The 26,108-nt window shown below is 43.4% G+C and carries 21 protein-coding genes; 10 read left to right on the plus strand and 11 right to left on the minus strand.

Translation table 11 applies throughout. From position 1 onward, the window contains the following. Positions 1-5 precede the first annotated feature (5 nt). From ACVBDU_RS11020 to ACVBDU_RS11045, 6 genes are all read right to left on the minus strand, one after another. Positions 6-1,424, minus strand: a complete 1,419-nt coding sequence (locus tag ACVBDU_RS11020; RefSeq protein WP_447179807.1) for a DUF3526 domain-containing protein — start codon at positions 1,422-1,424, stop codon at positions 6-8. A 1-nt stretch (position 1,425) separates the two neighbouring features. Then, entirely contained in the window at positions 1,426-2,832 is a 1,407-nt protein-coding gene (locus ACVBDU_RS11025) for an ABC transporter permease (RefSeq protein WP_447179808.1), read from the minus strand. Next, the gene (locus ACVBDU_RS11030; protein WP_447179809.1) at positions 2,829-3,545 is read right to left on the minus strand and encodes an ABC transporter ATP-binding protein; all 717 of its coding nucleotides are present in this window, start codon (positions 3,543-3,545) and stop codon (positions 2,829-2,831) included. The genes ACVBDU_RS11025 and ACVBDU_RS11030 overlap by 4 nt, the downstream gene beginning before the upstream one ends. 250 nt (positions 3,546-3,795) lie before the next feature. Continuing rightward, complete coding sequence (locus tag ACVBDU_RS11035; RefSeq protein WP_447179810.1) at positions 3,796-4,644, minus strand: DUF5829 family protein; 849 nt, start codon at positions 4,642-4,644, stop codon at positions 3,796-3,798. A gap of 197 nt (positions 4,645-4,841) precedes the next feature. After that, positions 4,842-5,789 (minus strand): DUF4625 domain-containing protein, encoded by a 948-nt coding sequence (locus ACVBDU_RS11040; RefSeq protein WP_447179811.1) that lies wholly within the window; start codon positions 5,787-5,789, stop codon positions 4,842-4,844. 482 nt (positions 5,790-6,271) lie between these two features. Further along, entirely contained in the window at positions 6,272-6,580 is a 309-nt protein-coding gene (locus tag ACVBDU_RS11045) for a hypothetical protein (protein WP_447179812.1), read from the minus strand. A gap of 673 nt (positions 6,581-7,253) precedes the next feature. Here ACVBDU_RS11045 and ACVBDU_RS11050 point away from each other — a divergent pair. After that, a complete protein-coding gene (locus tag ACVBDU_RS11050; RefSeq protein ID WP_447179849.1) occupies positions 7,254-9,398 on the plus strand; it encodes a TonB-dependent receptor in 2,145 nt (714 codons plus the stop codon). Between the two features lie 148 nt (positions 9,399-9,546). On the opposite strand, the gene ACVBDU_RS11055 is transcribed toward ACVBDU_RS11050, so the two are convergent. Continuing rightward, on the minus strand, positions 9,547-9,921 hold the full coding sequence (locus tag ACVBDU_RS11055) for a YegP family protein (RefSeq protein WP_447179813.1): 375 nt from the start codon (positions 9,919-9,921) through the stop codon (positions 9,547-9,549). 603 nt (positions 9,922-10,524) lie between these two features. Between ACVBDU_RS11055 and ACVBDU_RS11060 the strand changes: the two genes are divergently transcribed. The 3 genes from ACVBDU_RS11060 to ACVBDU_RS11070 are packed head-to-tail and all read left to right on the plus strand — an operon-like array spanning position 10,525 to position 13,674. After that, positions 10,525-11,673: a COG1470 family protein gene (locus ACVBDU_RS11060; protein WP_447179814.1), complete on the plus strand. Its 1,149-nt coding sequence runs from the start codon at positions 10,525-10,527 to the stop codon at positions 11,671-11,673. Positions 11,674-11,675: 2 nt separating this feature from the next. Then, entirely contained in the window at positions 11,676-12,653 is a 978-nt protein-coding gene (locus ACVBDU_RS11065; RefSeq protein WP_447179815.1) for an ABC transporter ATP-binding protein, read from the plus strand. Beyond that, positions 12,628-13,674 carry an ABC transporter permease gene (locus tag ACVBDU_RS11070; protein ID WP_447179816.1) on the plus strand — a complete coding sequence of 349 codons (1,047 nt, stop codon included), beginning with the start codon at positions 12,628-12,630 and terminating at the stop codon, positions 13,672-13,674. The genes ACVBDU_RS11065 and ACVBDU_RS11070 overlap by 26 nt, the downstream gene beginning before the upstream one ends. Positions 13,675-13,679: 5 nt before the next feature. On the opposite strand, the gene nagA is transcribed toward ACVBDU_RS11070, so the two are convergent. The 3 genes from nagA to ACVBDU_RS11085 form a co-directional block, all read right to left on the minus strand. Then, positions 13,680-14,774, minus strand: coding sequence for an N-acetylglucosamine-6-phosphate deacetylase (nagA, locus tag ACVBDU_RS11075; RefSeq protein WP_447179817.1), 1,095 nt, complete (start codon positions 14,772-14,774; stop codon positions 13,680-13,682). A gap of 317 nt (positions 14,775-15,091) precedes the next feature. Next, the gene (locus ACVBDU_RS11080; protein ID WP_447179818.1) at positions 15,092-16,342 is read right to left on the minus strand and encodes an aspartate kinase; all 1,251 of its coding nucleotides are present in this window, start codon (positions 16,340-16,342) and stop codon (positions 15,092-15,094) included. Positions 16,343-16,445: 103 nt separating this feature from the next. Then, positions 16,446-16,928, minus strand: a complete 483-nt coding sequence (locus ACVBDU_RS11085; RefSeq protein ID WP_447179850.1) for a GNAT family N-acetyltransferase — start codon at positions 16,926-16,928, stop codon at positions 16,446-16,448. Positions 16,929-17,282: 354 nt separating this feature from the next. Between ACVBDU_RS11085 and fbp the strand changes: the two genes are divergently transcribed. The 5 genes from fbp to ACVBDU_RS11110 all read left to right on the plus strand — a co-directional run bounded on the left by fbp (position 17,283) and on the right by ACVBDU_RS11110 (position 21,644). Continuing rightward, positions 17,283-18,290: a class 1 fructose-bisphosphatase gene (gene fbp, locus ACVBDU_RS11090; protein WP_447179819.1), complete on the plus strand. Its 1,008-nt coding sequence runs from the start codon at positions 17,283-17,285 to the stop codon at positions 18,288-18,290. 63 nt (positions 18,291-18,353) lie between these two features. Beyond that, positions 18,354-18,710, plus strand: coding sequence for a fructose 1,6-bisphosphatase (locus ACVBDU_RS11095; RefSeq protein WP_447179820.1), 357 nt, complete (start codon positions 18,354-18,356; stop codon positions 18,708-18,710). Between the two features lie 124 nt (positions 18,711-18,834). Then, positions 18,835-19,662, plus strand: a complete 828-nt coding sequence (locus tag ACVBDU_RS11100; RefSeq protein WP_447179821.1) for a cell envelope biogenesis protein OmpA — start codon at positions 18,835-18,837, stop codon at positions 19,660-19,662. Next, the gene (locus ACVBDU_RS11105; protein ID WP_447179822.1) at positions 19,649-20,134 is read left to right on the plus strand and encodes a Rab family GTPase; all 486 of its coding nucleotides are present in this window, start codon (positions 19,649-19,651) and stop codon (positions 20,132-20,134) included. Before ACVBDU_RS11100 ends, ACVBDU_RS11105 begins: the two co-directional genes overlap by 14 nt. Before the next feature lies 1 nt (position 20,135). After that, the gene (locus ACVBDU_RS11110) at positions 20,136-21,644 is read left to right on the plus strand and encodes an ATP-binding protein (RefSeq protein ID WP_447179823.1); all 1,509 of its coding nucleotides are present in this window, start codon (positions 20,136-20,138) and stop codon (positions 21,642-21,644) included. Positions 21,645-21,713: 69 nt separating this feature from the next. On the opposite strand, the gene ACVBDU_RS11115 is transcribed toward ACVBDU_RS11110, so the two are convergent. Further along, positions 21,714-22,145 carry a tellurite resistance TerB family protein gene (locus ACVBDU_RS11115; RefSeq protein ID WP_447179824.1) on the minus strand — a complete coding sequence of 144 codons (432 nt, stop codon included), beginning with the start codon at positions 22,143-22,145 and terminating at the stop codon, positions 21,714-21,716. Positions 22,146-22,696: 551 nt separating this feature from the next. On the opposite strand from ACVBDU_RS11115, the gene mfd reads away from it, so the two are divergent. Continuing rightward, positions 22,697-26,077, plus strand: a complete 3,381-nt coding sequence (gene mfd / locus ACVBDU_RS11120; protein ID WP_447179851.1) for a transcription-repair coupling factor — start codon at positions 22,697-22,699, stop codon at positions 26,075-26,077. Positions 26,078-26,108 lie beyond the last annotated feature (31 nt).

A 26,108-nucleotide genomic window follows, 5' to 3' on the forward strand; every position in this document is an offset into this window, starting at 1 on the left:
TGTTTTTATGCGATATTTTTTTCTTTTTCAACCTGTACTTTATACACCATGGTCGTCACCCCCAGCACCAAAGCTGTTAATCCGAGTATTCCCCAGATACGCAAACCGCTGTTGTCTGCATTGGGGCGGTACTCAAATTCGGGCAATTGGCTTAAATGACCGGAAGTAAAGAATTCATTATTATAGAGCAACGGCATAAAAAAGTCTCTCCAGTCATCCGAAAACCGCAATACCTGCTGCCTGTAGTTCTCATAATCGGTTTTGGAGGTCCCTGCCCGCCTGATGAGTTCCTGCTGCACCAGAATTGCGGGCGATAACCACTGTAATTTATCTATCCATTTCTGCCTGTTTTCCAGGCTGTTGTCGTAATCTGCCAAAAGAGGGTACAGTTGCTCTTCCACCAATTTCCGGGATGCCATATAGCTGTGCCAGAAAGAACGGGACTGCGTACTGTCATTTACGGCATATTCCGGATGGTCGCGCAGGTAATTGTCCAGTATTTCGTCTTGCTTTTCCGTGGCCTCGGCTTTGAGTTCCCGGACTTTACCAATCAGTTGGTTACGGGAAGGCACAGGATATAAAGCGTCACTCATCTGGTTGATAGTAGATGGGATCAGTAATACAAATACAATCCACAGTCCCAGGAGAACAAAAGCATTTTTAGCCGATTGACCTACCCCCAGACTGACGGCAAATGTCAAACTGAACCAGAAAAGCATGTAGGCCAGGCAAATGCCCAACAGCGTAATATACCCTTCAAAAGAACCGACACCGTTAATCAGAAATGTTGCGGTGGCGGCAACGAATACCAGAACAAACAGCCAGAACAAACGAATGCCCAGTTTCTGCAATACCCAACGACGTATGGATATAGGCTGGGAAGTCAGCAGGCGCAACGTTCCTCTTTCTTTTTCTTCGGAAAGGATATTGTATGAAAAGGCAATAATGATAAGTGGTAAAAGATAGACAATAACAAAAGCCAGATCAAAACTACCGAACAGCAATTGTATGGGACTGGTCATTTCGGTAAGATTGATGGCAAAATCGTCACCGGAAACCGTAGGCATCACATAATGGGTATATACATCGCTTTGCCCTACAGCCATAAAAGCCATTGCATTAGCAGGCATAGCCGCAACACGAGGGTTTTTATTTCCGACGTTCATCGGGCTGGTAGGAGTAACCCAGGGACTCAGGTTTAATTCCTCCCCGCTTTCAATAGCATGAAGTGTTTCTGATGTTTCCGCATCCGAAGCTTTGACAGTAGCTTGTGCGGCTGCGATATCGCTCATTCGCTTACCCGTTTTTTGTTTCCCGTTGTAACCGGCAAAAACAAACAGTACCAGCAGCAAGATGGTAAGGAGTTGCATCCAACGGCTTCGGAACAACATCTTTAACTCGTATTTAAAATTATATGTAAACATCCTATAGTTTATTTCTAAGGTTAAACAATAAGGCAAGGGTCCCTGCCAGCCAACCGGCGAGGATCCATAATGCCGATTGCTGCTGTTGAAGAACAGTCCTTAATGGCAGCGGATGATATTCAAATTCCGGCAATTGCTTCCAGGTATCGGCATCGGACTTGTATCCCCAATCTCCATAACCGGAATTTTGAGCAAATTCGTCATTGAGAAATTTTTGTGTTGCAATACGGTAATCCTCTGCTGCATCGGCAAAATCCCAATGCGTATAATAATCGGTACGGGCAATTCCCATCGACAAAAAGCGTGTGGACAAAAATGGTGATAAGACCGACAGATTGCGGTAAGTAGCCGCCTGGTTAGAAAATTGTTCCCGAAGCTTCCCGTAATGTTTTCTATACACTTCGGCTTCGTGTTCTTCTCCTTTTTGCATCCGGTAGGCATCATAGTTAAAAGGTAGTTGATGCAGGCTGTCTACCCCGTATTCCGCCAGGGTTTGTTTTTCCAGGCGTTTAGCTTCTTCACTCCAGGGATTATGCCCGTCCAGTCCTTCCTTTTTGTCTTCTAAAACAGCGGCATTAAATTCCTGTCGGGTAGGATACGGATATTTGGCATCGGCCAGGTTTCCGGCAGCTTTAGGTACTGCCAGACAAGCAAGTATCCAGATGCTCAGCAAACCTACCAGCGCAATTCCGGAACGTTTCGCCAAACGGGAGATCAATAGTACAATATTGATAAATATGGCGTAGTAAACCAGATAAACCAGTAATAACACGCCCAGGGACGCCCAGCTGAAGTTTTCAAATTCTTTCATGCCTCTAAGCATCCACCCGGCTATCAGGAACAGTAATAAGGTAACGGATGCAATCGGCAGAAACAGTGCTATCCACTTTCCGAGTAATATCTTCCACCCTTTGGCTCCCTGACTTTTTAAAAGCGGAAGCGTTCCTAATTCGGCTTCTTTGGTATAACTGTTATATCCCATTAAAATAATGAATAATGGAATGATAAAGAGTAAGATAAAATCCGGGGTAAGTTCGCCAAAACGTGCCAGCCCGGTCTGGTCTGCCACAGGACTGTATTGAGCCTCGTTGCGTTTGTGAGCTTCCATAAAGATGGACGTCCCTGAATATTTATCGATCCCCTTATCCAATAGCCCCAACGGATATTCCGGTTTAAAAGCATAGGTCCCGTAATGAGCCGCCGAATGCGGATTTTTTTCACCCTGGTTGTCCCAGACAGCGCGTTCTGTTTTTTGGGCAGTTTCGTATTGCTGCTTCGTCCGTTTGTATTGGCTGCTGCTTATCCAGACCGCTACACCCAGCAGAAGCAGCACAATAATTCCCGCCAGGCGGACACGTCCGTCACGGAAAAGTTCTTTCAGTTCCTTAGATATCGTTTTCCTGATCATACAGCCAGTTCTTTATAGTCCATTGTCTTCAGGTAGGCATGTTCCAGCTCTGACAGGGAAATGTCATTGGCATTAAACTCCTGCATGAGTTTGCCGGCTTTCATAATACCAATACGCGTTGCTATTTCCTTGGCCCGGAACAAATCGTGGGTAGTCATCAGAATGGCGACATTGTCTTTGCGCAACTGCTGCAGCAAGCGTCCGAATTCATTGCTGGCTTTCGGATCCAGACCCGAAGTGGGTTCGTCGAGTAACAGGGCTTTGGCTTGTTTGGCCAGGGCAATGGCTATACCCACTTTTTGCCGCATTCCTTTGGAAAAAGCCACGGTACGTTTGTGGTGCGCATCGGCCTGCAAGCCCGCTTTTAACAAAAGCTCTTCCAATTGCTTTTGTTGAAGTGAAGTTCCTCCCACACCCGAAAAATAATCCAGGTTTTCTACCGCTGTCAGGTTGGGATACAACATCAGGTTTTCGGGAATGTAAGCAATGTGCTTTTTGGTTTCCAGACTGTGTTGACGGACATTTTTACCGTTGATAAGCGCTTCTCCCGATGTGGGTTTGATATAATCCAGCAACAGGTTGATCGTGGTCGATTTTCCTGCACCGTTAGCGCCTAGCAGGCAATAGATATCTCCCGGCCCAACGTGCAGGTTTAGCCGGTTCAAAGCGGTAAATTCGCCATATTTTTTGGTCAATTCTTGTGTTGTGATCATAATTATTTTTAAGTGGGTATGTTTATTGACTATCGGGCCCGGGGCCCGGCTCATTAATCGAAATATTTTTATTCCTCAAGCGTTATGGTACGCTCTACTTTATTAAAATCGCCGGTAAGCAACGTACCATTGTTGTCGCGCAATTCCAGCTTGATGGTTACCTCACCCTTAGGCAACCCTTTAATGATATAAGGAGCCCATTCCGTAAGTTTAAATTCCTTTCCGTTTATTGTAATTAAATTAGGACGGTTTATGGGCGGGGTTCAAAAATCCAACTTGTTCCAAAACCTTGATTTTTTATTTTAAAGCCGTTAAAGTCCAGAACCCTGTCATCTTTACGGTTCAATAAACCGTCTATACGGGTAATTCTACTATTTGTAAGCATTTCATCCAGTAAAATGCTAAGTTGTACATCGCCTACTGTAAACACCAGGTCGTTCCCTTCCTTTTTTTCAAGAGCACAGCCCAATAATTGTAATTCCGTGGCTATACGATAATGGTCTGCCCTGTTGCAATGCATTTCTATTCCCGTTATTTTTTTGAAGAGCTTTTCGGGTTGATAAGCCGTTTTTAAAAATAACTCCTGGGAATATTTCCCCACATCCTCTTGATGTACTGCACTTAAAAATCCGGGATTGTAATAGGCGTGCCAGGTATAGAGGTTGGTCTTCATGCCAAGGGTATAGAATGCCTTGTACCAAGTGATTTGCTTTCCGTATAACCCAAAGGAAACGGTATCGACGCCTGTTAAGAACTTGGTGCCCTCTTCCTTTAAAACAGGGGTGTTTTCCAATGAAAAACCGTTGTCGTTTTCCAGGAAAAAGCCTATGCCGTTCTGACCTACAGGTTCTTTGAAAGCATTGTTCGGCCCCAGAATTTCTATGTATTCTTTCCTGCCCCTTAGGTAAACGGAAGTCGCTGACTCACTGAACGGTTCGAATTTTGGCATACCGAGATCGATTCCGGCATAAACCTCCTTTATGAATGTATTGGAAATAAACGCTGAATATGAAGAGCTGTCCAATACAATATACAGATGGTCCAGACCTATGCTATGATCCGCTTTTGTGAACAGACCTTCTACATTCTTCTTGTCCATGGACGATTCCGTGGATTTTCCATGTTTTTTACAGCCGGCAAAAAAAAGGAAGCCGATACATGTAAACCTGATCAATAAAAATAATCTCATTCTTCTACGGATTGTGGTATGGTTGGATGATAAGGACGATCGGGTCGAAGGGCAATTAGCAGATCTCCCTGTCAAACAGTTATACCGTTTAGTTAAGGTCACAATCATTAAAACCCTTCGATTTCAAACTCAATATAGTAGTGGAAATTGAGGTCATGTGTGGTGTTCTGATATACCACGCCAAAATAATAGTTCCCGTTTTTCCATGCTTTTTCCCCATCAATTGGGTTAGGCTCTGGTATGTTGGAATCACTGGCGGCACCGATAACAAATTCCGGCCCTGTTCGCTCGTAACCTCCTAATTCAGCACTATATGGGAAATTGGTAAAGGTGAAACCTTCTTCATGCCCTTGATGTTCATAGACATCGTAAACAATGGCTTTGGAAAAATCGATATCATCAACGGTTTCCGGATAGTGCCCCGAGGCTTTATGGATCAACAGCAGGTACATTTTTCCGTCCCCTTTGACATTCTTGATATTTACCTGCGATAACAGGGTGTCGTTCTTTGAAAATGTTTCGTTTCCGAAATCATCATTATCATAATAGTCATAAAAAGGAACATCCCCTTGTTTACCGTTTTTATAGACGTTGAAGACTCGTATCTGCGGATCTACAGGTAAATTCTCCGGAAGGGTCAGTGTAATATCCCTTACTTCTTCCAATATGGACCCGTTTTCGTCATTTACAATAATTACGAAATCGTAAACTCCTTCGGCTGCACCTTCGGGAATGGTAAGATGTTTGTGTACATTGGCATTTTTCACCCCTTTGTATTCATCCCATATTATTTCATGGGACCATTCATGGGAATAGGTCTCCCCACTCCGTTGCCTGATCAGGATTCGAACATCCCCGATTCTGTCCCCGGCTACAACATCCATTTCAAAATGGAAATCCCTCCCGATAACACCCATTTCGTTATTGGAGGTACCGATTTCAATATTTTCAATGACGGATTGCTCAAGAATGACTTCATCATCATCATTACTGCAAGCGGTAAACAATGAGCCTGTTATAAAGGCTATCATTACAAGGTAAATGGTTTTTTTCATATTTATATGTGTGTTAGTTGTGAATTATTCAATAATCTTGATATCGATCGACGTTCCGGATTGCTTCCCGATCCGTTATGGAGAATCGGGTGTGATAATCCCCCTGTATCATCATCCTTAGGAATGGCTACCGGGAGGTTAATTTCATAAAATACCGGCTAACAGGATTTTAGACATGAGCATTCTCCATATTTACCTTAACGGCATAGAATGTCTCTAAAAATGAGACTAATACGGAGCCATACCTTCTGTATTTTTGGGTTATTAATACGGCTATAAGAGATCAGAGCCACAGATAACAGGCTTTGAGCACCGAAACATCTGCCAAAGCATCGGAGCGCCTGGCAGCTAAAATACAATCCGGACATTTACGGCCCGATGACAATGTTGTATGCTGTAAAACATCTAATATCATCAGTCATAAACCCATCCTCATGCTGCACTTAACAGGCGTCGGAAAATTTGAAATGTATCGGAAAAACTTATAAAGAAGCAGGCGGTGGCCTGGAGAAAAGATGATTGGGAATATCCGTATTACCGTATACGAAATGATATTCCCCGGCAATTTCCTTTACTACGACGGGCTCCTCATTTTGAAGCCTGAACTCTTCCGTATCGGAAGGAAGAACCGGTGTGTGATTGCCGGTAATGATATGATCACACACAGCACAATGAACAAGGTGATCCTTATCGTCATTATGAGTCAGCACGTGCAACCCCGCCATCTTCATTCCAATGAAAAGTACAAGGAAAAGATAAGTAACGCTATTTTTAATGCGACTGACTTTCATTAATTGGTAAAACTATTAATATAAGGAAAACGCCTGTGTTAAACATATGTTAAAGGTATTTGCAAAGGATAAAACTCAGACAATCTCTTAAATATTGAACGAATTAAAACTTTTAAGTTTAACCGAAAAAGACAATAAGATTTATCCGATGTCCGGAACAGGACAGGCAGGCACCTTATTCTTCGCAAAAAATATTTATACAAATATCCCCCTGATTTACCGAAAGTAACCCGTGCAGGCTATTCCTAAAATTCATAACTTCGCTGTCATGAAGATGTTGGCTGTTTTTCTCATATCACTTGTACTTTCCTTGTCAGCCGTACCTTGTTGTACAGGGACAGATGATTGTATGGAGGAGGTGTTTCATGTTTGTGATGACGCCCCGGAGAAAAAAGACCACGATCCCTGTGCTGCCTGTTCCCCCTTCTTTGCCTGTGGTAGTTGTTCCGGTTTTGTTTTTCCGTTTCAGGAGTACCCGTGCCCGTTTGTGGAAAAGGGCGGAACAGACCTTATCTTATTTACTCCGAATTTAATATCTTATGTTTTTTATACGTCTTTATTGAAGCCTCCCCGTGTATAGTATGCCTTTCAAACTCTAATAAGAAAGAGATAATCATACTATTTACAAACCTTTAATTTATTTCCTATCGTGAAACATTTTACCACCGGGGTTATGCTACTCTTTTGCTGCATGACCTACGCACAACATGTCTTTGAGGCAACGGTTAAAGACGAAGCATCCGAAGAACCCCTGTTCGGGGTTTCCATATATATTGCCGAACTCGAAAAAGGAGCAGCCACCAATGCAGAAGGATATGCCGTCATAGAAGATATTCCCGACGGAACCTACACCATACGCATACAATACATTGGCTATGAACCTTTAAAACTCGAACAAACTTTTCCCCAAAAAGAAGGTCAGCAACATACCACCTATTACCTTCACCAGGCTCACGAAGAAATGGAAGAGGTGGTCATAACCTCCACCCGAAGCAGCAGGACCATAGAAGATATTCCCACCCGCGTCGAATTCATTGCCGGAGAAGAACTGGCAGAAAAAGGAAATATGAAACCCGGAGACATCCGTATGCTCCTCAACGAAAGTACAGGGATACAAACCCAGCAAACATCGGCAACGAGTTACAATTCCAGTATTCGTATCCAGGGACTGGACGGAAAATACACCCAGCTTTTAAGAGACGGGCTTCCGTTGTATTCCGGTTATTCCGGCGGATTGAGCTTAATGCAGATAGCCCCTTTGGACCTGAAGCAGGTAGAAGTGATTAAAGGAGCCTCATCTACACTATACGGAGGAGGCGCCATTGCCGGGCTGGTCAATCTTATTTCCAAAACCCCGGAAGAAGAACGGGAACTGAGCTTTATGGTCAACGGCACTTCTGCCCTGGGATTGGATGTTAGTGGTTTTTATTCGGAAAAGTACGGGAAAACCGGAACCACGGTTTTTGTCTCCTACAACAAGGGAACCGCTTATGACCCGGCCGATATAGGACTTACTGCTATCCCGGAGTTTGAGCGTTTTACGGTCAACCCGAAATTGTTTTTATACCTGAACGAAAAAACGGAAATACACGCAGGCTTCAATTACGTCACCGAAAACCGGCTGGGGGGAAATATGGATTACATAAATCACGACAGCGATACCGGTTATTATGAAAAGAATAATACCGACCGGTTCTCTACCCAATTCGATGCCAGGCATAAACTGTCGGAACACACCCAAATACAACTGAAAAACAGTGTTAGTATTTTTGAACGCCGTATTGCCATACCCGGTTTTACCTTCGCCGGAGATCAGGTTTCTTCCTTTTCAGAAGCTACTATTTCCGCTATCGGTGAAAAAACGGAATGGATTGCCGGACTTAACCTGTGGACAGAAAATTTCAGCCAGTCCGAAGGAAGTCCGGATCAGGATTTGAGTTTCTCTAATAATACTATAGGTGCCTTTGTGCAGAACACCTGGGGCATGGCCGAAAAATGGACACTGGAAACCGGTTTGCGCGGAGATTATCAAAGCGATTACGGTTTTTACATATTACCTCGCTTTTCCCTGATGTTCGAACCTAATGACCGGCTCACATTTCGTACGGGAGGAGGAATGGGGTATAAAACACCGACTATCTTCACGGAAGACGCAGAACGTCTTCAGTTTCGAAATATTTTACCCTTGGCAGTGAATGACAGTGAGGCGGAGCGCTCTGTAGGGGCTAATTTTGATGTAAATTACAAATGGCCGGTTTCCGAATCGTTATCATTATCTGCCAATGCACTGTTGTTTTATACACGGATCAATGACCCGTTGCTGCTTACGGCGACCACCGGCCCCTATTACGAATTTATACAACCCGACGGATACATAGACACCCAGGGAGTCGAAGCTAATATGAAATGGAGTTACGGCGATTTCAAACTCTTTATCGGGTATACTTTTGCAGATGTAAAACAGCATTACCAGAAAGGAACAACCGAATATCCCCTGGTAGCCAGGCACCGGCTGAACAATGTTTTGATGTACGAAAAACACGAAAACTTCTGGATAGGACTGGAAGCCTATTATTTCAGTCCGCAAAAATTAAATGACGATACTACCGGGAAGTCTTACTGGATTATGGGAATCATGTCCGAAAAGAAACTGGGAGAGCATTTTTCTTTATTCCTGAATTTCGAAAATATGCTGGATACCCGTCAGACCCGTTTCGACACCATTTATACCGGGAATGTCGACAATCCGCAATTCAGGGATATTTACGCCCCGGTGGATGGTTTTGTGCTCAACGGAGGATTTAAACTCCTATTCTGAAGACATAAAAATATAAAAAGCCTCTGATATTTTCAGGGGCTCTTTCTTTTAGTCCGGAACATATCTTCAAAAAACGGTAAGATTGTATAATACCGACTAAAAAACCGCAAATCCCAATAAGCAAACTCCACTTTTTTCACCCCTGCCTCTAATCACTCTCTATAGCAGAGGTTTCGGTCTCCGGGAAGACAAATTCGTTTACGGAAAAATCCAGGGTTTCTGCATCCGGAACATTTCTCATAACTTCTTCAATCCCTTTGGCGAGCCGTAATTCGGTAGAAAATTTCCGGCTTGTCGCCAAAACCAGCCCGCCTTTGGACAACCGGAAAAAAAACTTACCCGAAACCGTGCATTTTCGTGTAATGGTAAATACTTCAATATGATCCCGGATCGCATGTATTATCATTTCGCAATCCGATTTTTGTTTACAGCTGATACTGGTAAAAACAGGTTTCCCTTTCCTGGATGTAAAAACAAATTTATAATCTCCGTTATGCCGTTTGCTGATTACAAACATTCCCATAATTTATCTTCAGATTTTAACTTCTACAATTCTACTCCCATTTTCGGGGTCGCAAATCTAAGACAAAATAAGAGGAATCCGGGGCTGTTATTTATCACACTAAAACCCTATATTCCGGGGAATGCTCCGCATGTTTTACGGTAAATTATTCTTCTGTCCGGAATGTGCTTTTTCTCACGGGTCAAATCCCGAATTTGTAACAGAGAGCAATCTGCATACCCCAAAAAGTAACACAGGTATATTGAAGACCGGAGATTGCTGATAGAGACCAGGACATCGTGGAGAATTACGTACACCTGAAATGTTTACCGGGAGAATCTCGGAAGGCACGGGAAAAAACCATACCGGATATAAATGCAAGAGCAGGATTTTGCTTATGCCATACCTTCTTTATCGGATGCCGAGAAAATTCCGGATACTCCCTTATTATTTTAAGATTTTTTTAAGATTTAATTATCCGCATATTTTATAGATTAGCGCTGTTTTTTTAATAATACGAATAATATATTCAGAGAATAAGATAACAAAATTACGTTTATAATAAGAATACTACATTATCCACACGTACGATCTGACTTTAGTATAATTAAATATGATTAAGCTATGTTTGCCTGTACAAAACGCTGGTTTCACTTGTTATACAGCACTTTTATTGTCACCTGTTTATTACCACAAACTATTTCGGCACAGGGATTATCTCTCTACACACCCTATACCAGGATTTCGGTGCCACCCGGAGAAACAATAGACTACTCCGTAGATATCATTAACAATACGGGATCGGTCCGGACCTCTGCCATAAAAGTCTCGGGACTGCCCGAAGAATGGAATTACGAACTCAAATCCGGCGGCTACACTATTGAAGAGATTGCCGTATTGCCCGGGCAAAAGAAAACCTTGTCTTTTACGCTACGCGTACCATTTAAAATAGACAAAGGAACCTATGATTTTCACTTAACTGCCCCCGGTTACACTTCCTTACCTCTGGCAGTTACCATTTCAAGACAGGGAACATCCCAGGCACAATTCAGTTCCAAGCAAACCAATATCGAAGGTGCTGCCAACTCTACATTTACATATAATGCCGAACTGCGCAACGGCAGTGGGGAAAGTGAGGCATATGCTTTACGTGCCATGACACAGAGAGGATGGAGTGTCATATACAAGGCCAACGGCAAACAAATATCTTCCGTAAATGTCGGGCCTAATCAAACACAGCTTGTGACCATAGAAGTACACCCGCCGGCGGAAATAAAGGCCGGCACATATAAAATACCGGTCATCGCCAGTTCAGGAACTATTTCGGCCCGTTTGGAACTGGAATCGGTTATTACCGGAACTTACGATCTGGCACTTACCACTCCCACCGGATTATTAAGCACACATATAACCGCGGGAGATAAAAAGAAAATAAAGCTGTTATTAAAGAACAGAGGATCGGCAGAAGTCCATAACCTGGAGTTGAAATCCAAAAAGCCTGCAAACTGGGATGTAAACTTTGAACCTGCAAAAGTGAATAAACTGGCGCCGGGAAAAACCGAAGAAATTTACGCTACGATTTCCGTAGATAATAAAGCCCTGGCAGGTGATTATATAACCGAATTACAGGCCATTTCCGCAGAGGTACGCTCCGAAGCGACTTTCCGCGTTTCTGTAAAGAATTCCGTTTTGGCCGGCTGGACGGGTATCCTCGTTATACTGGCCGCCCTGGGCAGCGTATACGCTTTAATCCGAAAATACGGAAGGAGGTAGCCATGAATGAGAAAGCGCCTGTTATAGAACTAAGGGAGCTTACCAAACGATACGGAACGCTCACAGCAGTAAACCGGTTAAACCTGGATATAGAAAAAGGTGAAGTATTCGGTCTTCTGGGACCCAACGGAGCGGGGAAATCCACTACCATACTCATGATACTGGGCCTGACGGAACCCACATCCGGGTATGCCCGGGTATGCGGATACAATGCCACTTCTTCCCCTGTCGAGGTAAAAAAACGCATAGGGTACCTCCCGGATAATATTGGCTTTTATGAAAACCGCACAGGGCAGGAAAATCTTATATATACGGCCCGCCTCAACAATATTCCGGAAAGCGAAACCAGAGACCGGGTATCCTATCTGCTTCGTAAAGTAGGCCTGGAAAATGTAGCCGGAAAAAAAGTAGGGGCATATTCCAGGGGAATGAAACAACGTCTCGGATTAGCAGATGTGCTTGTTAAAAATCCGGAAATCATAATCCTGGACGAACCTACCCTGGGGATAGACCCCTCCGGTGTCCGTGATTTCCTGCAACTCATCCGGCAACTCAGCAAAGAACAACAACTTACCGTTCTGCTCTCCTCACACCACCTCCACCAAATACAACAGGTCTGCGATCGTGTAGGCATTTTTGTAAATGGCTCTCTCCTCGCTAAAGGAGATATTCCCACGCTTTCCGAAACACTTTTTGAAAGCGAGCCATTCAGGATAGAAGTGGAAATTAAACATCCCTTTTCTATAACCGGACACCCGCTGGAAGATATGTTGTTAAACATAAAAGAAGTGAGCAGTGTTAAAGAACTAGACCGAAAAATTCACATTGCCTGTACCGATGATATCACTCCCGTAATTGCCAAAACTTTGGTAGAAGCAGGAGCGGATATTCTTTACCTGTGCAAAAAAGAATACGGATTAGACGAGATTTACCAACGTTATTTTGAAGGAAGTTATGAAAATCAATACCACATTACATAACAACTACCTGACATACATAAAGGATATTCCTCTATTACAACAAAGACGTACCGGAAAGAAAAAAAACACAAGAAGACAGTCTCTCCATCCTTTTTGGACCATTGTACAAAAGGAAATATCGGACCATATCAGGAGCTGGCGTTTTATCGTTCTGCTGGCCATGATACTGCTCACTTGTTTTGGCTCTCTATATATAGCTTTAAATAATCTTCCCGAAGCCCTGGCCAATACCAAAGACCCCAACCGTGACTTTGTTTTCCTGAAATTACTGACCGCATCAGACGGAACACTCCCTCCTTTTCATATATTGCTGGGCTTCCTGGGACCTCTTTTGGGTATAGGTATGGGATTTGATGCGGTAAATTCGGAGCAAAACAGCGGTACGCTGGTGCGCCTCATGGCGCAACCGATACACCGGGATTATTTCATCAACGCCAAATTCACCGGGGCATTAATGGTTACCGGCACCCTGTTTTTGACTTTAAGCCTCCTGATAACCGGCCTGGGAATCCTGGTCACCGGACAAATACCCATGCCGGAAGAGTTTATACGGATTACCGGATTTACGGTTCTTTGTATTATTTATATTGCTTTCTGGCTTAACTTGTCCATATTATTTTCTATCCGGTTCAAACGTGCGGCTACTTCAGCTCTTACTTCCATAGCGGTTTGGTTATTCTTTACCATTTTCTATCCGATTTTAGTTGGTATCGCTGCTAAGGCATTCGTATCGCCGGGCCTCTCACGAACAAGACATGGATTGCAAAAGCTATGGATAGCACTGCCGGATATTGCACCGGGAAAACTTTTTACCGATGCCACAACTACAATCCTGGTTCCTTCCGTAAGAAGCCTGGGACCTCTGTCCATACAGCAGATGCAGGGAGCTATCCCATCCACCCTTTCCCCGGGTGACAGTCTTCTGGTGGTGTGTCCCCAGTTAACCGGACTTATCGCGGCAACCGTCTTGTGCTTTTCACTTTCCTACTACTTGTTTATGCGTAAGGAAATAAGATCTTAAGAGGATCAGGTAATCATCCGGCGTATTTTCAAGTCTGCATCCAAAACCACCATGTCTGCCCGGCATCCTTTGGCTATGCGGCCCAATATATTGTCCCCAAGAAGTTTTGCAGGGTAAGCCGAAGCCATCCGCAATGCTTCGTCTACCGGAATTCCGACATGATTTACGGCATTTCGTATACATTCTATCATGTTCAGTGACGAACCGGATAAAGTACCATCCGGTAAAACATACCGGTCTTTGTGGAAAAGATGCCTGTACTCCCCTTCGGAAGTTTCTGTTACCGCATCGGTAATAAAGAACAGGCGGTCGCCCATAATTTTTTTTGCGGTTCTTACCGCGGCATAGTCTACGTGAACACCATCGCAGACAATACTGGCCATAACCCTGGGATGATCCATTACTGCCCCCGGCAAACCGGGCTCGCGATGGTGGAAAGGAGACATGGCATTAAACAGATGTGTAGCTGCGGAAATTCCCATATCGAAACCCCGCATGGCCTCGACATATGTAGCATTACTGTGACCGGCGGAAAGAAGAATACCTTTTTCCTGTAAAAGTCTTAAAATCTTTTCATCACACTGTTCCGGAGCGAGGGTCATCATTTTAAAAAGGCCTTGCCCTTTCTCAACAAAAAGCTCTATTTCTTCCGTATCCGGAAACCGGACACATTCCCGAAGATGCGCCCCTCTTTTGTCCGGGTTTATGTAAGGACCTTCAAGATGTACTCCAAGAAGTCCTTTCCCTCCTCCGCGTATATATTCTCCGGCCACTTCAAGACCTTTGATAAACTTTTCCCTGGTGTTCGTGGCAAGCGTGATCATAAAGTGCGAACACCCTCCGCGAAGACAATAGTCATATGTCGCCTGCAGCGAAGCCACACTTAAAACATCCGAAAACAATTTACCATCGCCTCCGTATATCTGAAGATCCACAAAAGCGGGGGCTATATACATCCCTTCAAGGTCCTCTCTCCGGTATTCCGGGGGAATCTCCCCAAAGGGAATAACAGCTTCTATAATACCATCCTTTACCAGGACGGCCTTTTCCGTTTCTGTCGTAGTCCCGGTAAAAACTTTAGCATTAATATAGGCTAACACAGGTTTCCGTTTTTTGATTTACGCATACTGGTGATGCGCAAATATTCCAAACAAACCACTTGACATACAGATCATTATAATGATTTTATGCTTTTTTTGATTTGAATTGAGCTTTTTACTTCTTTGAGAACTTTGTGCTCTTTGTGGTTTAATTCATCTCCTGAAATCTTTTTTTACCACAAAGGGATCAACGTAGGCACAGAGGACACAAAGCAGATTTCCTTAAATATAAATTTTACGCATCAGTACCAATTTACGCATAAATATACGAAAAGCACCTGTGCCATACCATACCAAAACCCGGAAAGATTCCGGGTCTACCTGGTTACCAGTTGTACCGTATTCTGTAAACGTTGTTTCAGCAATATATCTTTCCCCTGTTCCAGTTCGTCCAGGGAATCCTGTGTAGCGTGCCGCACGGTATAAAGCGACACCCCCTCTTCGCATTCTACCTTAAACTTTGCTTTGAGGATATTAAGTAGTCCCTCCAGGTTATTGAACTTATTGTCTGCACATACCGAAAAACTGATAGCGGAATTCTGTATTACATCTACCTTCATGCGGTGATCGTGCAGCAATTTGAATATTTCACTGATATTCTCTTCAACCATAAAAGAGAAATCCAGAGTTGAAAGTGAGATCAATACCTGGTTTTTCTTCACAATAAAACAAGGCACATGTGGTTCCAGGTCCTGTCCTTTACTAACACTTGTTCCTTCCCCGACAGGATCAATAAACGATTTTACATACAACGGTATTTCCTTACGTTGCAGAGGTTGCAGTGTTTTAGGATGTATAACGGATGCCCCGTAAAAAGCCAGCTCTATGGCTTCGGTGTAGGATATCTGGTGCAGCAGCCGGGCATTCTCAAAATATCTTGGGTCTGCATTCAGAACTCCCGGAACATCTTTCCATATGGTTACACTCTCCGCGTTCAGGCAATAGGCGAAAATAGCAGCGGTATAATCCGATCCCTCCCGGCCCAGGGTGGTTGTAAAATTATTGGGGTCACTCCCCAAAAACCCCTGGGTTATATTGAGCAATCCTTTATTTACGCCTTCACTTATATTTTGCTGCGTGTTCTCCCAGTCTACGTTGGCATCCCGGTAGTTCGCATCGGTTTTTATAAAATTCCGTACATCCAGCCAGGTATTCTTTATGCCGGTTTCCTGCATATACTGGCTTATGATCATCGTAGAGATCAACTCCCCGAAACCGATGACCTGATCGTAAACAAAATTGTAATTAGGGGATTTGTTCCGTCCCAGAAAAGAACTCAGTTCGGCAAACAACCCGTCTACCTTCCAGAAAACAGGATGGCTTTCTTTCTCAAAAAGTTCCAGCAAAATTTCATTGTGATATTTCCTGACCTCCTGTAGCGAACTCTGTAATTCCTCCTGGTTCCGGAAATAATTTTTTATGACTTCTTCCAGGGCATTAGTGGTTTTCCCCATGGCGGAAACCACCAGCAAGGTATTATCATAACCAACTGTCTCCAGCACCTTAACTATATTTTTTACCCCTTTGGCATCCTTAACGGATGCTCCTCCGAATTTAAATATTTTCATAGGTCTATTTTCTCTTATAAAATGCAAAACTCCATGGCAAAACAACAACGGTTCTACCGGTTATTTGTTTATTCGTGTTTTTCTCAGGCGCTCCGGTAATGTGCTATTGCAAACCGGCAACATAATTTTTTATTCCTTTTTCATCCAGATGAACCACATTCCATCCTTTCAGTACCCTGGCGCCGTTGTATTCATAAAACTTTATGGCCGGCTCGTTCCAGTCCAGCACTTCCCAGTTAATTCTTTTGACCCCGAGTTCATGACCGTACCGGATCACTTCGGAAAGCAAAGCCTTCCCCAGGCCCTTTCCGCGGTACCTACGGGAGACCACAAGATCTTCCAGGTGGAGTGCTATACCTTTCCAGGTGGAATATCGCGGATACACTAAGGCTATTCCGGCAATATTTCCTTCGATTTCCGCTACAAAACAATGAAAGGAAGGTCGCTCTCCGAAACCGTCTCTTTCCAGGTCTTCGACAGTGATCTCTACTGCGTCCGGCTCCTTTTCAAAAAGAGCCAGCTCCCTGATAAGGTCCAGAACCCCCGACATATCCCCTATTGTAGCATCTCTGATTACATATGGTATCATTCTATATTGTGTTAGTTAGTAAGTGTTCTAAATATAACACAAAGTTATATAAGTATTTTTTAACCTGGAATAAATTTGTAACGAAATCGTTTTAGTTTCACAATTTTATCGATATTTGTGACCGCAACAACGCTTGTAACGCATACATATACCAAACCCCGAAAAAACAAGTGTCCAAAACGGAAGCATGGCGCGTGAAAATGCACACATATCCCGGCAAAAATACTGCGGTAACAACAGTAGCCTTCCGGGCTTTTCACTTATTATCCGAGATTTCGGTTATATCTACCCCTCCTGCAAGTCTATACACACATCATCACATAATCCATTATTTTTTTGAAGTACAAACCTATGAGAAAGAACAAGACCTTAGGGGAATTCATTATTGAAAAACAAGCGGAGTTCCGATACTCTTCCGGCGAACTTTCCAAACTGATCAACGCCATACGACTGGCGGCCAAGGTAGTAAACCACGAAGTAAACAAAGCCGGGCTTGTGGATATCATAGGTGCTTCGGGAGATACGAACATACAGGGCGAAGACCAGCAGAAACTGGATATCATGGCCAATGAAAAATTCATCCAGACCCTTACCAACCGGGAGATCGTTTGCGGCATTGCTTCCGAAGAAGAGGACGATTTTATCTCTATAAACAGCAAAGACGAAAAACACCAGAACAAATATGTAGTTCTTATAGACCCTCTCGACGGATCGAGCAACATTGACGTCAATGTTTCCGTCGGCACCATTTTTTCCATTTACCGGAGAATCACTCCTATCGGTACCCCGGTAACTATCGAAGACTTTCTGCAACCGGGGAAAAACCAGGTAGCGGCGGGTTACGTCATTTACGGCACTTCTACCATGCTTGTTTACACCACGGGACATGGCGTTAACGGATTCACTCTTAACCCGGCCATAGGCACCTTCTACCTTTCACATCCCAACATGCAGTATCCGGAGAGCGGCAGAATATATTCCGTCAACGAAGGAAACTATATACACTTCGCCCAGGGAGTAAAAGACTATATCAAGTATTGCCAGAAAGAAGAGGACGACCGACCGTATACTTCCCGTTATATCGGTTCCCTGGTATCCGATTTTCACCGGAACATGATAAAAGGAGGCATTTACCTCTACCCCAAAAGCAGCAAAACACACAACGGCAAACTTCGATTATTATACGAGTGTAACCCCCTGGCATTTATTGCCGAACAGGCCAACGGAAAAGCCAGTGACGGGTTCCGTCGTATACTCGATATACAGCCCGCGGAACTTCACGAACGCACTCCTTTCTTTTGCGGCAGTATGAAAATGGTTGAAAAATTAGAAGAGTTTATGCTTAAGTCCCCGAGTTAAAGGTAATTGAATCATTTGTATATGATTTTTGTTACCTTTGTGGCAAATTCATACCGTACAACCATGTCTAAGGAAAAAAATCACCCCGAAGCAAATGGAGCTTCAGTGGATCCCACGTCTAAGATAGACGCGATCAGGAATCTTATATTCGGTGAGAACATACAGGAATACAATTCCGAATTCGAGTCGCTGAAAAAAGACATCCTTCAGAAAAAGAAGGAGCTACAGACCTTGATGGAAGATACCCGTGCAGAACTCATGCAGACCATTGATAATCTGGGTACAGATGTTAATATCAGGATCACGGAACTCGAAAATTCCCTTCAGGAAAAAGCAGATACACTGGACCAGAATAAAGTAGATAAGTCCACTCTCGGGAAACTCCTCATTCAAATTGGAGAAAAGATAAAGGACAATTAGATAGGATAAATATCTGCGTATTTATCATATAAAATTTTATGAGGCCGCCCGTCAGGGTGAGCCTATTGCCTGTTTTTGAAAAATAAACATTCGGTAACGGGCCTTACCTGCAATTATCTTTGTGATGAATGAGAATGATAAATTGAACATCCTGAAAGATATACTCCTTACCGATGACAGGGAGTATGCGGAAACCATTGCACAAAAAATCAGCGCACTGGAAAAAGTTCTTCATACCCGTTCGGAACTGGCAGGAAAGGTAGACCCGATTATCGACAGCAAACTGGACGAGTTTATCGAGGAGATCCCCAAAACCCTCGGCCCTACCATTACGGAAACGCTTAAAAAAGAAATAAAAAACTCCAAAGAGCAGGTTGTCGAGGCCCTTTACCCTATAATGGGGAGGATGATCAAGAAATATGTATGGCAGGAAATAAAATTACTATCCGAGAGAGTGAGCGCTCAGGTAGAAAACAGTTTTTCCTTCCGTGCGTGGAAACGAAGGCTCAAAGCCTGGATCACCGGGGTCAAAGAACACGACCTCATCTTGTCGGAACTGGGAGATGCCTCCATAGAGCAGGTTTTTGTCATTGAAAAGAATTCGGGTATCCTTCTGGGAAACTATTCCAAGAAAGAAACCATAGACAAAGAGATGTTTTCCGGAATGCTGACAGCAATTAAATCTTTTGTAGAAGACGCATTCCAGCAAAAGAGCCAGAACCTGGAACTCATAGAATACGAGTTATATCATATTCACATACAAAGTTTTGTTTCGTATTACATTGCCGTAGTGGTTTCCGGGCAATACAGCACCCCAGTAAAAAACAAACTACAGGACACCATTTTTAAGTTTTCGGAGAATTTCCTCAGCCTGATGATCTATAATCCGGATATTACACAAAACGATATTGTAAACGAACTAAATTTTTACTTTAATAATGATCATATCTAAAAAAATTGTTCTTTTGGGGCATTTTGGTGTTGGCAAAACCTCTTTGGTAAGGCGTTTTGTTGAAAATACCTTTTCGGACAATTACAAAGTTACCATTGGAGTACATATCCTCAAAAAAGAGATGATACTGCCTGAAAACCAGGTAAACCTTATTATATGGGATATCGAAGGTAATGAAGATATATCCAAAACCCGCTCCTCTTACTTATTGGGATCTCACGGTTTTATTTATGTTTTTGACACCACCCGGAAGTCCACCTATGAAAACCTGCACGAAGATCTTGACTACTTAAAATCCGGCTATAACAACGTTCCCGTAATCGTTGTAGGCAATAAAAGCGACCTGGTAACCAAAACCCATTTGAAGGAAAATAAGCAGTACTTTGACCTGGCTCATTATTTTTCAAGTGCCAAAACCGGAGAAAATGTAGAAACTCTTTTTGAAGACCTTACAAAAAAATTAATCAAATAGTATGCTGGAATCCTATAAAGAGCAGTTCCTGTATCCTAAGGTACAGTTTATCATTATATCGGAGAAAGGAGATATCCTGGAATCGGATGACACTCTTTTTCCTTTCAAAAGAGAAAAGAACATTATCGGTTGTCATCCGTTTTTCGAAAGTGTACTCCCCCTGCTCAATCATAAGGACAATTCCATCTTCTTCTCCTGTGTCCATATCAACGGAAAAATATGCGACATAAATTGCAGGACATTCCCCGATAAAGACCCGTTGATTATTATGCACGATCTGTCCGAGCACTACCACTCCCTTCAGGTTATCGCACAAAAGCGCAACGAAACGGTCATAGAATCGGAAATACTCACATTACAAAACACTTATTTACAGGAAAAAGAAGCCTTTAAACGTACTTTTATTGCCAATTTCAGCCACGAGATCCGAAACCCGCTTACCGGGGTATTCTCATTTACCGAGATGCTGGAAAAAACCAATATGTCGGATGAGCAGTTTGACCTCGTGGAAGTAATCAAATCGCTTTGTCAGGATCTCAATATTATGATAAACGACATCCTGGATCTTTCTAAAATAGAAGTAGGCAAGTTTACGGTCAATGACGAAATATTCGATTTTTCCGAACTGCTACATTCCATCGGTTTCATTTATGCCACCAAAGCAAGACAGAAAAAGCTTGAGTTCCGTATGCATATAGACGACAAGCTTCCCAGGTATATCGAGGGAGATAAGACACGGATAAAACAAATACTCGCCAATATTATAGAAAACGCCATCAAGTTTACTGAAGAGGGGCACATAGACCTTCATGTGAAGCTGAACCACAAGAGGGCAAACAAAGCTAACATACAGTTTGAAATTACAGATACGGGAATAGGAATCCCAAAAGAACATGTCAACGATATATTCACCAGCTTCACCCAGGTGCACAAGGACAATAGATACCCGGGAACCGGACTGGGTCTTACCATTGTAAAAAACCTTATTTCCCTGATGCAGGGAGATATTACTGCAGAAAGCGAGCCAGATAAAGGCACTGCAATAAAATTCAACCTGAAGCTTAAATTCCCTCTGAACTACAGGGAACCAAACAAAAAAGCCAAAGACAATGGAAAAGTTCTCTTCAACTCCAACAAGAAGTTCAATATCCTTTTGATAGAGGACAACAAAATAAGCCAGATCATTGTCCTGAAAATCCTGGCTTCCCAGGGAGCCTTCTTCCTGGACATAGCCGAAAACGGCGAACAAGCTATAGAAAGAATAGAGGAAACCCAATACGATCTCATACTTCTTGACATTCGCTTACCGGATGTCACCGGTTACGAGCTTGCTCCCGCTATACGAAGCCTTCCGGAGAAAAAATATACAAAAACCCCTATTATCGCCCTTTCCGGAAGTATGCTCGGAGACGGTAAGAAAAAATACAAAAAGGCCGGAATTAACGATGCTTTACAAAAGCCGTTTCAGGAACAACAGTTATTACAAAAGCTGCATAAATTCCTGAAATGATCATCGCTCCTCAACAACAAAAAACTCTGAACTGTAAAACAAAAAGAAAGGGGTGGAACAGATAAGGTATTACCTGTTCATGTGTTTCATTTCTTCCTTGAAAGTATCCAGGTCCACACCATGCGACACCAAGTCGTATGCTTTACTTATGATATATTTTACGTTGCCCGGGGTAAATCCGAGACCGACGGCAAGTTTGTACAGCATTTGTGTTTCTTCCTCATCTGCAATATGATCGGCATAAACCATACGTGTCAGGTCATATAACCTTTCCAGACGGGAATCGTAAAAGAAAGGAGGGTTTATCGGATATTTGGCGGGATCCTTTAATATGATCACGTAATCCTCTTCCGAAATGTTAAGGTTATGCGCAAGACGGTCCAGAAAAGCCTTTTCTTCCGCATTGATTTCTCCGTCAGACAAAGCCACACGTACTATCGCTGCAAAATGGTCCCTGTTGCGCTCCAGGAATGCACTGGAATATAAATCTAAGATCGACATATCTTTTACTATTAACTCTCCAAATTTTGCGCAAATATACATCTTTATACAAAACCCGGACAACATATTTGTCCAAACAAGCATCAGGAAAACCTATTTTATACACGGGGATGTCAACTTTACGTATGGGGATGCCTACTTTATATGTTGGGACGTCTACTTTACTCCCGGGGACATTTACTTTGTTCCCGGAGATGTATTTGCCCGCCGTATATCCCAGGGCAAACGCATAAAAAATTAAATCTTTGATTATCAACACTATTTAATATCGTTTTTTTGCTCTGTGTAACTCTGTGCTTCTCCGTGAAACTTTGTGTAATAGCTATAACGCAGAGACACACAGAGACTTACACAGAGGTTCACGGAGATATTGAACTGTTATTATTCTTAATGTGTTTACCCTGCCGTATATCCGAACCCATTCCCCCGACAAATCCGTTTTTATTACCTTTGCACAAAATTTTTATCTTGTGAGCAAGACCCATGCCTCGCCAACTTCACTCCCGGCTGCTCCCGATCCCGATAATTATCGGGATTATCCGGACGGGATAATGGGAAAAGGACAGTCTCCGCAAATGCGGAAACTGCAGGATACTATTACCCGGATCCAACCTCCGCAAAGAATATTTGTCAATGGTCTGGTAGGTTCGTCCCTGTCGTTTGTTATAGCCGAAAGCTTTAAAAACAACGACCTGCCCTACCTGCTTATCCTCAACGACAAGGAAGAAGCCGCTTACTATCTCAACGACCTGGAACAACTTGTCGGCGAACAGCACGTACTGTTTTATCCCGGCAGCTATCGAAGGCCTTACCAGATAGAAGAAACGGACAATGCCAATGTGCTCCTCAGGGCCGAAGTACTAAATCGTATAAACTCCCGGAAAAAGCCGGCGCTTATCGTTACCTATCCGGATGCCTTGTTTGAAAAGGTGGTAACCAGAAAAGAGCTGGAAAAAAACACGCTGAAAATGAAAGTCGGCGATACCGTATCGCCCGATTTTATCAACGAAGTTCTTTTCGAATACCGTTTCAAAAGGGTGGATTTTGTTTCCGAGCCCGGGGAATTCTCCGTACGGGGAGGTATCATAGATGTATTCTCTTTTTCTAATGACGAACCGTACCGCATAGAATTTTTCGGCGATGAAGTAGACAGTATCCGGACCTTTGATGTGGAAACACAGCTCTCGATAGAGAAACTGAAGAAAATTGCCATTATACCCAATGTGGAAAACAAGGCACAAAGCGAGTCCAGGGAAAGCTTTTTAAAATATATTTCCCCGCAAACCGTTGTTTGTCTTCAGAGCAACGAAATTCTGTCTTCCCGCATAGACAATTTGTTCCGTAAAGCGGAAGAAGCTTTTGCTTCTCTTCCCAAAGAAATAAAACACGCTTCCCCCCTGGAACTGTTTTGTACCCCGAAGCTACTCCACGAACAACTCTCCGGCTTGGTTGTTGTAGAAACCGGAAACCAGTCCAGACTTCCTTTCAGGCACCTGGAAAAAGAAAAACACGGGGAGCTGATTACCTTCCACACCCGGCCGCAGCCCTCCTTTAACAAACAGTTTGACCTCCTCATCGAAGACCTCAATAAAAACCGGGCAGAGGGATATAGCAATTACATTTTTTGCGTCAGCGACCAGCAAGCCAAACGCTTTCACGATATTTTTGAGGAAATCGAAGGGGAAGTACATTACAAAACCGTAGTTTTCCCCATATACCAGGGTTTTATTGATGATGACCGTAAAATTGTCTGCTATACCGACCACCAGATATTCGAACGCTATCACAAGTTTCATCTCAAAAACGGCTACGCCAAAAAACAGGCTATTACCCTTAAAGAACTTACCCACCTGGAAATCGGCGATTACGTCACACATATAGATCACGGTATCGGAAAGTTCGGCGGGTTACAGAAAATACAGGTGGAAGGAAAACCCCAGGAAGCCATAAAACTCGTTTACGGAGATGGTGACATTCTCTATGTAAGCATACATTCCCTTCACAAAATAACCAAGTACAACGGTAAGGACGGCAAACCACCCAAAATATTCAAACTCGGAGGCAGTGCATGGAAAAACCTTAAAAAGAAGACCAAGAGCCGGGTCAAGGAAATTGCATTCAGCCTTATAAAGCTTTACGCCAAAAGACGTACGGAAAAAGGTTTTGCCTACGCACCGGACAGTTACTTACAGCACGAGTTGGAAGCTTCCTTTATCTATGAAGACACCCCGGACCAGAGCAAAGCCACTCAGGATGTCAAAAACGATATGGAGAACGAACATCCCATGGACCGTCTTGTCTGTGGCGATGTAGGCTTCGGCAAAACGGAAGTAGCCATAAGGGCTGCCTTCAAGGCCGTAGACAACAGCAAACAGGTTGCCATACTCGTCCCCACCACTATCCTTGCTTTTCAGCACTTCAAAACCTTTGGCGAACGTCTGAAAGACCTCCCCGTAACCGTCGATTACCTGAATCGTTTCCGTACCGCAAAAGAAAAACGGGAAATACTCGAAAGACTGGCTTCGGGAAAGATCGATATTATTATCGGCACCCACCAACTGGTCAACAAAAACGTACATTTTCATGACCTGGGACTGCTCATTGTAGATGAGGAACAAAAATTTGGTGTTGCGGCCAAAGAAAAACTGAAAAACCTGAAGGAGAATGTGGACGTATTAACCCTTACGGCCACCCCTATTCCCAGGACGTTACAGTTCAGTCTTATGGCTGCAAGGGATTTGTCGGTTATCACTACGCCACCCCCGAACCGCTACCCCATAGAAAGCCATGTTATACAATTTAATGAAGAGGTAATACGGGATGCCGTTTCCTATGAAATACAGCGGGGCGGACAGGTATTTTTCATTCACAACCGCATTGAGAACATCAAAGAAGTCGCGGGAATGATACAACGGTTAGTTCCCGATGCCAAGATAGGGATCGGCCACGGGCAGATGGAAGGAAAAAAACTGGAACAGCTAATGCTTCGTTTTATGAACGGAGAATTTGATGTCCTGATATCCACGACGATCATTGAAAGCGGATTAGACGTACCCAATGCCAATACCATTTTCATCAACAATGCCAACAACTTCGGATTGAGCGACCTGCACCAGATGCGCGGCCGGGTAGGACGAAGCAATAAAAAGGCATTCTGCTATTTTATTACACCTCCCTATTCCGCTATGACAGACGATGCCAGGAAACGGATCCAGGCCCTCGAACAATTCACCGAACTGGGAAGCGGTTTCAACATAGCCATGAAAGACCTCGAAATCCGCGGAGCAGGAGACTTGCTGGGCGGAGAACAAAGCGGTTTTATAAACGACATCGGTTTTGACACGTATCAGAAAATACTCAGTGAAGCCATAGAAGAGCTCAAAGAAAACGAATTCAAAGAATTGTATCCCCGGGAGGATGAAGCACGTGAGTATGTGAAAGATACCCAGATAGATACGGATTTCGAATTGCTTTTCCCGGACGAATATGTCAATAACATCACCGAAAGGCTCAATCTCTATAACCAGTTGAGCAAGATAACCACGGATGAAGAAATGGAAAAATTCGAAACGGATATTATCGACCGTTTCGGTCCCCTTCCACAACAAGTACACGATCTGTTGAACAGTGTAAAAATAAAATGGATGGCCTCCAAAGCCGGGCTGGAAAAGGTAGTACTCAAACACGGAAAAATGGTAGGGTATTTTATTGCCAACCAGCAAAGCAGTTTTTACCAGACCACGACGTTCCAGCATGTTATACGCACGGTGCAGCAAAACCCTGGCCTCTGCAAAATGAAAGAAAAGAACACCCGAATGGGAGGACTGCGGTTACTGCTCACTTTTGACCATATAACCTCGGTAAACAAAGCCCTAAAAGCTTTAAAACCCTTTATGACGGAAGAAGAAATGCACACAGAGCCCGGAAACTGAAGACCAGAAAAGACCTGAATGGTTTCCCTAA

It is taken from the genome of Sinomicrobium endophyticum (assembly GCF_052983315.1).

Bases quoted from the DNA above. Each gene is read 5' to 3' on its own strand.
- ACVBDU_RS11065 (WP_447179815.1), top strand. From the start codon at position 11,676: ATGAATGAGAAAGCGCCTGTTATAGAACTAAGGGAGCTTACCAAACGA.
- ACVBDU_RS11060 (WP_447179814.1), top strand. From the start codon at position 10,525: ATGTTTGCCTGTACAAAACGCTGGTTTCACTTGTTATACAGCACTTTT.
- ACVBDU_RS11025 (WP_447179808.1), bottom strand. From the start codon at position 2,832: ATGATCAGGAAAACGATATCTAAGGAACTGAAAGAACTTTTCCGTGAC.
- ACVBDU_RS11030 (WP_447179809.1), bottom strand. From the start codon at position 3,545: ATGATCACAACACAAGAATTGACCAAAAAATATGGCGAATTTACCGCT.
- ACVBDU_RS11045 (WP_447179812.1), bottom strand. From the start codon at position 6,580: ATGAAAGTCAGTCGCATTAAAAATAGCGTTACTTATCTTTTCCTTGTA.
- ACVBDU_RS11080 (WP_447179818.1), bottom strand. From the start codon at position 16,342: ATGAAAATATTTAAATTCGGAGGAGCATCCGTTAAGGATGCCAAAGGG.
- ACVBDU_RS11035 (WP_447179810.1), bottom strand. From the start codon at position 4,644: ATGGACAAGAAGAATGTAGAAGGTCTGTTCACAAAAGCGGATCATAGC.
- ACVBDU_RS11095 (WP_447179820.1), top strand. From the start codon at position 18,354: ATGTCTAAGGAAAAAAATCACCCCGAAGCAAATGGAGCTTCAGTGGAT.
- mfd (WP_447179851.1), top strand. From the start codon at position 22,697: ATGGGAAAAGGACAGTCTCCGCAAATGCGGAAACTGCAGGATACTATT.
- ACVBDU_RS11115 (WP_447179824.1), bottom strand. From the start codon at position 22,145: ATGTCGATCTTAGATTTATATTCCAGTGCATTCCTGGAGCGCAACAGG.
- ACVBDU_RS11055 (WP_447179813.1), bottom strand. From the start codon at position 9,921: ATGGGAATGTTTGTAATCAGCAAACGGCATAACGGAGATTATAAATTT.
- ACVBDU_RS11110 (WP_447179823.1), top strand. From the start codon at position 20,136: ATGCTGGAATCCTATAAAGAGCAGTTCCTGTATCCTAAGGTACAGTTT.
- fbp (WP_447179819.1), top strand. From the start codon at position 17,283: ATGAGAAAGAACAAGACCTTAGGGGAATTCATTATTGAAAAACAAGCG.
- ACVBDU_RS11070 (WP_447179816.1), top strand. From the start codon at position 12,628: ATGAAAATCAATACCACATTACATAACAACTACCTGACATACATAAAG.
- ACVBDU_RS11100 (WP_447179821.1), top strand. From the start codon at position 18,835: ATGAATGAGAATGATAAATTGAACATCCTGAAAGATATACTCCTTACC.
- ACVBDU_RS11105 (WP_447179822.1), top strand. From the start codon at position 19,649: ATGATCATATCTAAAAAAATTGTTCTTTTGGGGCATTTTGGTGTTGGC.
- ACVBDU_RS11020 (WP_447179807.1), bottom strand. From the start codon at position 1,424: ATGTTTACATATAATTTTAAATACGAGTTAAAGATGTTGTTCCGAAGC.
- ACVBDU_RS11040 (WP_447179811.1), bottom strand. From the start codon at position 5,789: ATGAAAAAAACCATTTACCTTGTAATGATAGCCTTTATAACAGGCTCA.
- ACVBDU_RS11050 (WP_447179849.1), top strand. From the start codon at position 7,254: ATGCTACTCTTTTGCTGCATGACCTACGCACAACATGTCTTTGAGGCA.